Raw genomic sequence first — 5,440 nt, 5'->3', positions numbered from 1 at the left:
AGCCATCACGCAGCCAGGAACCGTGCTGTACCAGGCCCGAAATCCATCACACACTGATGACGCCCAAGCCCCGCCACCACACCCCCAACTCACAGTAGCTAGCAGCAAGGACACGAGCGTGCTGCTGGTGTCAGCTCTGGTCTGCGGGGGCCGGTCCAAACGCTGTGGACCGGCCCCCGGTAACGTGGATCTCTTCGGGCCCTGTCGGAGCCTGGAGTCCAAAAGGTGAATGCCGATGACCCTTGGCGAACTGCCCGTCCTGTGGAGCTTGCCCCCCGAAGATGCTCGAGCTGGATGGCGGGCCCTGTGCTGGAGCATCGGGCCGAGCAGCGAACTCGCGGTGCTGCTGGTCCAGGAGCAGAACCTTCACCGTTCCCCGCATGTCAAGGGGTGGGTCGGATGGAGTGTGGCAGCTCCGTGTGACGGCATACTCGTCATCGTCGCGGACGGAGTCGAACGCCGGACACCCGTAACCCGTATACCCGCGTGGACCAGCCACCTGGCTCTGCTCTCATGGTCACGGTTTCTACTGGTCTCAGGCCGCACATGCCGAGACCCTAACGGGGCCTGGGCGGAGAACGCCGTGGTGTACTCCCCTGGGGGACACCCGATAAGTCACTTCTGCATTGGCGACGACATCGACTACGTCATCAGCGACCGCAACAGCGACATCTGGACCTCATACGGCGACGAGGGCATCTACGGCGACCACCCAGAGACCAGCGCCGGACTGGCCCGCTGGAACACCGACGGTACCCACACCTGGAGCCCCCACGGTCGGCTCCCCTCATGGCCTCTCGGCGGAAGCGCGGCCGCCACCGAGGGCGACCTGGTCTGGCTGGCCTGGTACAGCCACGAAGGCGCCTTCCTATCCAGGGTCGATCCCACCACCGGCGACATCACCAGCTACCCCAACCCCCTCAAAGACACCGACGGCATCGCCGTCCGGGGCACCCGCATGATCCTCACCCACCGGTTCCACAACCGCCCCAACGCCGAACTGAGCCGCGCTGAGCTCGTCGACGGCACCTGGGTCATCACCGCACGGGAGAGGCTGCGCCTGCCCGGGCCGGTAGTCATGCGCTGCGCACAAGGCCGCGACGGCACCCTATGGCTCCGCAGCGACGACACGTGGATACACATCGAAGCCTGAACACCAACAGTCGCCCCATAAGAGCCGGCCCTCACCGCCCTGAGCGCTGCGCGCTCAGGAGAGAACCGCCTCGTGGCGCTCGGCGGCGAACCGCTTCGCGGGCCTAGGGCCGGCCCATCGGACCGGAGTCCTACGCTTCGCTCAGACTGGTTCGCGGATTCCGCTTCGCTCTACCCCCGAACAGCCTGCTCCGCAAGCTTGGGTAACCCCGATTCACGGGTCCGGGCCTCCGGCCCGTTCGGGCGGGTCTGCTCCCCTCCCCCACCCCGGATCCTTTCGGCTCCGCCTCCAGGACCAGCACCCTTGTCAGTGGTCGCGGTTAGGGTCCCTGGTGACGGGGCCGGTTCCGAAGCATCCAGCACTGGAGACTCAACGGCAGTCCTCCCGGTCTGCGCGGGGGTGGTCACGGCCTAACCGGCGCCGGAAAACAAGGGCCTCTCGCAAGCTTGCCAGCCCGGCCCCGTCCCACCGACGCCGGTACACCTAGGGCCGAACCACCGATGCTCCACAGAGCAATGCGGCTTGGGGGTGTGTGGTGACTCTTCCCCTGTGCGGTTGGTGACACAGAGTCCGGCTGACACGAGGGCGAACTCCTCGCCGGGAATGTAAGAACCGGGATCCCGTCACAGTCGAGGACTCGCCCATCTGCCGGTCGGGTGACAGAACGGGGCTTTCTGCAACCTTCAGAGTGTCCAGCCCATTCTTTTCGAACATGTGTGGGGAGGATGGGCGTAACGCAGCGTCAAGGCAGCGCATACTCCCGCCGCGCACACCCACATACCCTCCTCGAACGGAGCACTCCCATGCGTCCGCGCCTTCGCCGCACCACGATCATCGCCCTCGGCCTCCTACCCGTCATCCTCGCCACACCCACCTCCGCACACGCCACAGACGGAGAATTCAGCTACAGGGTCGGCCTCACCCCCTACACCCTCACCGACCCTGAAAGCGGTGAATGCATCAACCTGACCGGCACCACAGAACAACGCCCCGCACGCGCCTTCCGCAACCGCACCATCTCCACCGCCACGGTCTTCGAGAACGCCGACTGCGAGGGTGCATGGCGGAGCCTCAGGCCCATCATCGGCCTCGACCTCCTCTTCGCTGGACGCTCCGTCGTCTTCAGCTGAGAACACGGCGACCGGCCCAACCAACCCCGGTCGCCAACACCCCCAACACCCCCAACACCCCCACGAATGAAGCCACCGCGCACACCGAAGCAGGTCCCACAGCGCAGCGCTGTGCTGAACGAACCGCCCCGCCTCACTCAGCGAGAGCGCGCGGAGTGCCCTCGGGAGCCAGCCCTTCGGGCCGGGGTCCTGCGCTCCACCCCCGAACGGCCTGCTCCGCAGGCCTGGATGACCCCGTTTCACGAGGTCCACTCCCCCGAGAGGGTCAGTGGGGTCTGACAGGGTGCCCCGCATGAACAACCAAACCACGCCCGCGGTGGCGCGACTGCAGGAACTGCTGGGCGAGCCGCCGTGCTGGGGATGGGCGCGGCCGCAACTTTGGGCGGCAGCCGAAAAGCACCTCGGGCTTACCCTCCCGACCGATTACAAGGCCTTCCTCGACCTGTACGGGCCGGGATCCTTCGACCACCTACTCTGGCTCGGCCGCCCGGTCCACGGGACACAGGCCGAAATGGAACAGATCTGGTCGGTGTCCGGCCGGCCGCACCTCGATGACCCCGAGCGCACCCCGTTCCCCTTCCACCCCCACCCCGGTGGCCTGATCCAATGGGGCGGGGACCATGACGGCACCCTGTACTACTTCCTCCCCGAGGAAGAGAACCCCGACGACTGGCGCGTGGTGGTCGAGACGGAAGAAGGAGAGTGGCACGAGGCCCCGGGCCCCTTCACCGAGTTCCTCTTGAGCTGCGTCGAAGGCCCACACCGCCCGCCCTTCCTGCGCCACTTCCGTCTAGCAGGACCCTTCACTACTACCCGCAGTCCCAAGACAGCCAAAGCCACCCCTGGTAAGCACCCGGCAGGCACGCCGCACATCCGCCGTGCACCAGCCGCCGGCGGGGCAGGCATCGATCACACCACCAGCTACAGCTACAGAACGTACGGAGCCCTGAACCGCTGCAGCCAGCTCCGGACAGGTTCGCTCCGCAGACCTGGATGACCCCGTTTCACGGGATACGGGCCTACGGCCCGTTGGGCAGGGCCGCTCCACTCCCCCACCCTGGTCCTTCCAGCTCCGCCCCCAGGACCAGCCTGCTCCGCAGGCAGCTGGCAGCTGGCAGCTGGCAGCAATGCGTAGGCTGAGCGCACCGCGGCGGGGACAGTAGCGCAGAGGTAGACGCGACCACCTGTCTGGAGGGGATGACGCCGGTTCGAATCCAGCCTGCTCCCCGCCGTGCGTACCCCACAGCAGAACCTGACCGGGGACAACCAGGCCCACCAACCCCAGCCGGGTGTTGGCAGGCTCTCTTTTCAGGTACCAGCAGTGCAGGGACTGACGGAGAGCAGCCGCTGTACGGGCCAGGTGGACTCGTGCTCTCGAATGCAGGAAACCCATGAATGCCCTGCCCAGGCCCCACCCCGGAAGCCACCCAGTCGTTCGAAGCCAAAAAGAACTCGACAGCGCAGGGCATGACACGATCATGCCAGCAGGGCAGGGCCGCTAGGGTCCCCCGCCCCGGTCCGCGGGCGCCAGCAAGGAAGACCGGGCCGAGGGGGAGGCTCGGCCCGGTCTACTCAGGTCAGGATGGGGAGAACGATCGCGTCGAACCTGGCAAGCTGGCCGTTGATGATGTAGGCGTATCCTTCACGGTTGTCCTCGTCCGACTCAATGTCGACCCCGCCCATGACCAGGTACTGCAGATTCTGCGCATTCGCTTTGTCCACACGAACCGCCTCCGCGATGATCTGGATCTTCGGCGGAGTCTTGAACTTGAGCCCCTGCGTTACGGCCTCGACGATCCCCGGGATCGCGAGAAATGCCTTCTGATCAGCATCAGTGCACGGACGGTACGCGGTGTAACTGACACCCATAGCCCGGTCTCACCCTCTTCAATGCGCACACCGGCCATGGGCAGACCCAGCCGACCGAACGCCGATTGATCTTGACCGCACCCATGCTTCCACCACGGCCCGCCCGAGCGGGAGAAAACACGCAAACTGCATATACCTGACCCGACAGGCGGCGTACGCGTTGTAGAGAACCGACTCGCCGGGCCAAGGCTTCGACACTGTGGGCCGGCGTCCCCAGGCGGTTCGGCGCTCCGCTTCGCTCCACCACCCCGAACGGCCCGCTCGGCAGACCTGGGTCACCCCGTTTCATGGCGGGTCCGCTCTCCCCCCGACCGGGCCCTTTCAGCTGCCCCCTCCGAGGCCAGGACCCACTCCGCGGATCCGGTTGGCAGTGGCCAGAGGGGGTCAGGGGGTGCGAGCAGACGAGGAGTCGCTTTTGGGATCCCGGTGGTCAGGTCGCAGGTGGGCTAACTTGGACTCAATGGGCCGGGGGGGAGCATGGCAGTCTGGGAAGCCGTGGCAGCGTTGAGTTCGGTGTCCAGCACAGTGATCGTGGCTCTGGCAGCCACGTACGCCGCGCGCCAGGTCAGGGAAGTCAAGCGCACCCGGGCTATCACGTCCCTGGTCGCTTTGCATCAGGAGTACCAGTCCGCTGAGCTCAGTCGCCTGCGTCGCCGGCTGAGAGCCCATGAGCTCGGCGACTTCACCCAGCTCAGCGCAGACGACAGGGAAGGGCTGGACAACCTCCTTCAGAAACTCGAGCTTCTTGCGGTACTGACCAACCGCGGCCTCATCGACGAGGGAGACGTGGTCGCCCTGTTCCCCGGGATCCCAACGACCTTCGCATTGCTGCGCCCCTACATAGATCTGCACCGCAGTGCACGCCCGGGATACGCCACTCACACCGAAGAGCTGGTGCGTCGCCACTTCCGATAGGTCGTCGTCGGTGGGCCAACACCCGGGATGGGAGCCGTCGACAGCCAACTGCTGCACTGCCAAGGGTGTGGGGTGGGGGTACTGGGCGTGGTCGAGTGCCGATCGGAGACGTTCTGGGTGAGCCTGCGGAGCGGGCTTGCCGGCAGCCGTGCCAGGGGCGGGGCTGAGGTCGGCCTTCTACTTGGGCTGAGCCTCCGGCTCACCCGCCTGGGCGGCGGTCGGATCCGGTGCATCGTCGACAACGACAGCAGAGCCAAACGAGTGGCCTAGTTGTATTCCCCCGGGAGGTTGTGGACGGGTGACCGAGATCTCCGCTGAGGCTTCTTGAACGGGTGAGGGCCTTCCGGGTTCGGTGTGGATTGCGACATCACCA

At 66.2% G+C, this 5,440-nt stretch carries 5 protein-coding genes; 4 read left to right on the top strand and 1 reads right to left on the bottom strand.

The features are described 5' to 3' along the window. The first annotated feature begins 583 nt into the window (after positions 1-583). From ACFWP3_RS41405 to ACFWP3_RS41395, 3 genes are all read left to right on the top strand, one after another. Positions 584-1,153 carry a hypothetical protein gene (locus tag ACFWP3_RS41405; RefSeq protein WP_384232077.1) on the top strand — a complete coding sequence of 190 codons (570 nt, stop codon included), beginning with the start codon at positions 584-586 and terminating at the stop codon, positions 1,151-1,153. An 803-nt stretch (positions 1,154-1,956) separates the two neighbouring features. Beyond that, positions 1,957-2,283: a hypothetical protein gene (locus ACFWP3_RS41400; RefSeq protein WP_384232075.1), complete on the top strand. Its 327-nt coding sequence runs from the start codon at positions 1,957-1,959 to the stop codon at positions 2,281-2,283. A 292-nt stretch (positions 2,284-2,575) separates the two neighbouring features. Continuing rightward, positions 2,576-3,280, top strand: coding sequence for an SMI1/KNR4 family protein (locus ACFWP3_RS41395; protein WP_384232072.1), 705 nt, complete (start codon positions 2,576-2,578; stop codon positions 3,278-3,280). A 575-nt stretch (positions 3,281-3,855) separates the two neighbouring features. Here ACFWP3_RS41395 and ACFWP3_RS41390 read toward each other — a convergent pair. Next, positions 3,856-4,152: a hypothetical protein gene (locus tag ACFWP3_RS41390; protein WP_384232070.1), complete on the bottom strand. Its 297-nt coding sequence runs from the start codon at positions 4,150-4,152 to the stop codon at positions 3,856-3,858. 477 nt (positions 4,153-4,629) lie between these two features. Between ACFWP3_RS41390 and ACFWP3_RS41385 the strand changes: the two genes are divergently transcribed. Continuing rightward, a complete protein-coding gene (locus ACFWP3_RS41385) occupies positions 4,630-5,067 on the top strand; it encodes a hypothetical protein (protein ID WP_384232068.1) in 438 nt (145 codons plus the stop codon). The last annotated feature ends 373 nt before the right edge of the window (positions 5,068-5,440 follow it).

The sequence above is a fragment of the Streptomyces sp. NPDC058525 genome, from assembly GCF_042719495.1.
GTDB lineage: Bacteria > Actinomycetota > Actinomycetes > Streptomycetales > Streptomycetaceae > Streptomyces.
Note: the sequence above shows the minus strand (reverse complement) of the source record. Positions and strands in the feature narration are given on the sequence as shown.

Bases quoted from the DNA above. Each gene is read 5' to 3' on its own strand.
- ACFWP3_RS41395 (WP_384232072.1), top strand. From the start codon at position 2,576: ATGAACAACCAAACCACGCCCGCGGTGGCGCGACTGCAGGAACTGCTG.
- ACFWP3_RS41390 (WP_384232070.1), bottom strand. From the start codon at position 4,152: ATGGGTGTCAGTTACACCGCGTACCGTCCGTGCACTGATGCTGATCAG.
- ACFWP3_RS41385 (WP_384232068.1), top strand. From the start codon at position 4,630: ATGGCAGTCTGGGAAGCCGTGGCAGCGTTGAGTTCGGTGTCCAGCACA.
- ACFWP3_RS41400 (WP_384232075.1), top strand. From the start codon at position 1,957: ATGCGTCCGCGCCTTCGCCGCACCACGATCATCGCCCTCGGCCTCCTA.